This is a genomic window from Microcoleus sp. B4-D4, assembly GCF_036705185.1.
GTDB lineage: Bacteria > Cyanobacteriota > Cyanobacteriia > Cyanobacteriales > Microcoleaceae > Microcoleus.
Genome location: NZ_JAUBTX010000076.1, coordinates 16,228 through 20,718, shown reverse-complemented (window position 1 = coordinate 20,718; position 4,491 = coordinate 16,228). Strand labels below are relative to the sequence as shown.

The window sequence follows — 4,491 nt, the reverse complement described above, 5'->3', positions numbered from 1 at the left end:
CTAGCTTGCTTCCAATGAGCAATTGCTTTGTCGAGATAAACTTCTGGATTCACCTCCGCTACTCGGCGGTGTAATCTACCTCCATGTTCTTGTTTTCCTTTGAATTGTAGATGCTTTCCTAACTCAAAAAAGTAATCAGCAGCTAAGTCTTGAGCCCTAGGAGGATAAAGCAAGTTCAATTCTATCGAATTTATGGCAAAAGCTCTCCCTGTTGCCCAAAACCGAATTTCTAGGTTATTAGCATCCACTAACTCTAGGAAAAACTCTAGTTTGTCTTGTCTAGTATGGACATTTATCTGCTGCCAAATGTAACTAAATTCAGTTGCTATATCTAGTTTATAACCAGTCTGAGTATACTTTTCCAATACAGGGTCTGAGTCGGAATCGACTTCTAAAAACTCAAAGTTAACTCGAATTTTATACAATCCATCAGGAACATTAATATAGGGGCCATAAGACACTAAGTCTTGATTTCCGGTTGGACTAACTAACTGTTTCCTAGAACCTTTTTCCAGAATTTCACCTGAACGAATAGCTAACTGTTCAGGTGAAATCTGGAAACTCGATATGGGTTCTAAGCTATTTAATAGGCTATTATTATCTGCTTGTGAATTTAACTCACCCTTACGTCGCCAATCGGCGATCGCTTCTTCTATAGTCTTTTGTCCTATCGGAGTTTTCTCTAACTCCAAACTATCTTCAACCTTGTCTGTTATTTCTTCTTTAGAATCAGATTGAATCTCTAAGAGCTTGCTATAAGCCTGCACATTATCTGGATTTAACTCAATAGCTCGACGATAAGAAGCGATCGCCCCCTCCAAATCCAACTGAGTTCGTTGTTGCAGCACATCCCCCAGTCTATACTGAATCCAATCCGCCCCTGGCTCAAGTTCACTGGCACGACGGTAAGACGCGATCGCCTCATCTAGTTGACCCAATTTTGCTAAACTATTACCTAGCCCCACGTAAGTCCCAAAATGTTCAGGATTAAGTTCGATCGCCTTACGGAAGGCTATAGCCGATTCTTCCCACTGTTGTTGTTGAGCTAGAGCATCCCCTAAGTGGTGGTAACTCCAAGAAAAATCCGGTTTAAGTTCTATAGCACGACGGAAATCTGCGATCGCCTCCTCGAATTGACCGAGCTTTGCTAGAGCTTCCCCTAAATTGTGGTAAGACCAAGAGATGTCAGGATCTAGCTCAATCGCACGGCGGAAAGCTGCGATCGCGTCTTCTAGTTTTCCCTCTTGGAGAAGTTGATTGCCTTTGTCAAACTCGGTCACAGCCATTTGCTCGTTCATTATTTTCTTTCTAAATTACTTTTTTGCTATAAAAAATATTATCCCAGACCGACTGGGGCTGCATAACTATAGTACCATATTTTTTATCATACATCCTTATTCATTGTCAACACATCATTAAGTCGCTTGAGGTCTGGTATAATCTGTCAATGAGGTCTTTGAAATCTCACGATTGGCCGCCCAAATATGAAGTCGCGCTCAAAAATTGACTTTAAGTTAATAAAGATATAGCCTTAACCGGATTAGGGAACACTTGAGCGAATGTCAAGTCAACTAGCAAAACTTGGCTTCAGTGTATCCACAGATATATTAAACCGGGCAAGCACCAAACAGGCGATCGTCAAAAAAATTAGAGGTGATTATATGAAAAAAGCACTCATTTGTGGTATATCCGGGCAAGATGGAGCTTATCTAGCCAAATTACTCCTAGATCAAGGTTACTCAGTCTGCGGCACATCGCGAGATGCCCAAATTGCAGGGTTTCACAATCTCACCCGCTTAGGCATTCGCAACTCAGTAAAATTAGAATCCATGTCCCTTAATGATTTTCGCAGCGTTTTGCAAGTCCTTGCCAAAATCGAGCCAGATGAGGTGTACAATCTAGCTGGTCAGACTTCCGTAGGGTTGTCCTTTGAGCAACCAGTAGAAACTCTGGAAAGTATTGCTACGGGAACATTAAATCTTTTAGAGGCGATTCGATTTACAGGGGGTAAGATTAAATTATATAATGCTAGTTCTAGTGAATGTTTTGGCGACACTGGAGGCAAAGCAGCCGAGGAAAGCACCCCATTTCACCCCAGAAGTCCCTATGCAGTTGCCAAGGCAACAGCGTTTTGGGAAGTAGCGAATTATCGGGAGGCATACAATTTGTTTGCTTGTTCTGGTATCCTATTTAATCACGAATCACCTCTGAGGCCGGCACGGTTCGTCACCCAAAAAATTATATCCGTAGCTTGCCGGATTGCGGCTGGCAGTCCAGAAAAGCTGGAGTTGGGAGATATTTCCGTGCAGCGGGACTGGGGTTGGGCACCCGAATACGTGGAAGCAATGTATCTGATGTTGCAGCAGTCGGAACCCGATGATTACGTCATTGCGACTGGCGAAAGTCATGCCTTACAAGAATTTGTTGCCCAAACATTTATCACTTTAGGATTAGACTGGGAGGATCATACAGTTATAGATAAGAGTCTTTATCGACCAACAGAAATTTCACTTGGTAAAGGCAATCCTGCTAAGGCTAAGGAAAAGTTAGGTTGGGAGGCTAAATATAAAATGGGAGATGTAGTAAAAATGATGGTGGAAGCGAAGGTGAATTTTTAAGGAAGGATTTATAGGCGTAAAGCCAAGAAAGAGCTAAAGTGGAGATTAATTTGTTAGTGTTTAGTAGTATAAAAGAGGGAAATAAAATGATGGAGTGGAAAAAAACTTTCGAGTTTAAAGGAAAAAAACTCTATTACAACCGCATTCAATATAACAATCCATCGGAGAGAGCGGTTGAAGTTCCGATAGGATTTGATTTTTTGGCTGCAAATATTGAAGAGTCTGCCCGCATACTAGAGGTGGGTAACGTGTTATCGTGTTATGAGAACACCCTCAGCAAAGAAATAGGAATTATATCGAGAGAAATTGTAGACAAATTTGAGAAAGGCTTAGGTATAGATAATCAAGATTTAATGGAGCTTAACCCTCCCGATAAATATAATTTAATAGTCTGTATTTCTACTGTTGAACATATAGGGCAGGAAGTCGATCCTACAGGTGGTTACGGAGAGTATACATATCATAGTCGCGATCTAGAAGCTCCCCTAAAAGCGATTGTCAAAATCTACGACCTGCTGGCTGTTAATGGAAAAGCCCTGATTACTGTTCCTTTTGGAACCCTTACAGACGGCAGATGGTATATTCAGTTCAGCGGTCAATATTTGGCACTTCTCTACAATAAGTATGGAATTCCCAAAGAAGCAGTATCTACAAGTTTCTTGAAACTAATAGATAGAGACCCCGGTGGTCAAGTTAATATGCTTTGGGAAGAATCTCAGGGTTTAGAACTTAGTAATTGCGAATATAGCTACCCTTTTATTACTGCAAATGCGATTGCTGTTATAGAGCTTTCTAAGGTTTCAAACGATTTCTATTTAAACTTAAATGTCGAACCTACGCCTTTGTTTTACAATAAGCCTTATGGGGAGCGGATAGGAGCAGATCAAGACAAGGCGCAATTGCATCAGACTCAGACAGAGTTAGAGCAATCTCACTCTCAATTGCATCAGACTCAGACAGAGTTAGAGCAATCTCACTCTCAATTGCATCAGACTCAGACAGAGTTAGAGCAATCTCAGTCGCAGTTGCATCAGACTCAGACAGAGTTAGAGCAATCTCAGTCGCAGTTGCATCAGACTCAGACAGAGTTAGAGCAATCTCAGTCGCAGTTGCATCAGACTCAGACAGAGTTAGAGCAATCTCACTCTCAATTGCATCAGACTCAGACAGAGTTAAAAGAATGTAAACATGAGTTAGGTGAATTTCAGGTTATAGCTGAACAGTTCCAGGAACAAATACGCCAGACTCATGCCGTATTAGAACAGTCTCAAAGTAAACTGTACCAGACTCAAACAGAACTGGCACAAATTAAGTCTCAACTTTATCAATCTCAGTGGGAAGAAGAAAAAAGCCGCTTTCAAATGCAGCAGACTCAGGCTGAATTACTCAATACCCAATCTGAACTCCATCAGATTAAAGGTCAATTGCACCAGTCCCAGTTACAATTGGATGAAACCCAAAGCCTCTTCAAGCAGTCCCAGTCACAAATGGACAAAACCGAGAGCCTCTTGAGAGAGTCTCAATCACAAGTTTATCAAAATAAACATGACTTAAAGCGAGTTTATCATCAACTATTCGATCTTGAAGGAGAGTTGGAGCAGTCTGAGTTGGATGTGAAGCAAAGTCACACTCTGTTGAAAAAATTTCAGTCACAAGTGCATGAGAATAAAAGTGGATTCAAGCGGGCTGACTCTCAACTGCGTCAAACTCAGCAGGAGTTGGAAAAGTTCGAGTCTCAACTGCATCAAACTCATCAGGAATTAGAACAGTCAGAGTCTCAACTACATCAAACTCATCAGGAATTAGAACAGTCAGAGTCTCAACTACATCAAACTCATCAGGAATTAGAACAGTCAGAGTCTCAACTACATCA

2 protein-coding genes and 1 pseudogene are annotated in these 4,491 nt (G+C 41.3%); 2 read left to right on the top strand and 1 reads right to left on the bottom strand.

Features of this window, described 5'->3' with window-relative positions; all coding sequences use genetic code 11:
* On the bottom strand, nucleotides 1–1,298 hold a 1,298-nt coding region (locus QUB13_RS29310; RefSeq protein WP_333388328.1), incomplete at its 3' end, for a tetratricopeptide repeat protein.
* 363 nt (nucleotides 1,299–1,661) lie between these two features.
* Here QUB13_RS29310 and QUB13_RS29305 point away from each other — a divergent pair.
* The gene (locus QUB13_RS29305) at nucleotides 1,662–2,618 is read left to right on the top strand and encodes a GDP-mannose 4,6-dehydratase (RefSeq protein ID WP_333388331.1); all 957 of its coding nucleotides are present in this window, start codon (nucleotides 1,662–1,664) and stop codon (nucleotides 2,616–2,618) included.
* 86 nt (nucleotides 2,619–2,704) lie between these two features.
* Nucleotides 2,705–4,491 (top strand): annotated as a pseudogene (locus QUB13_RS29300) (hypothetical protein); the annotation flags it as partial.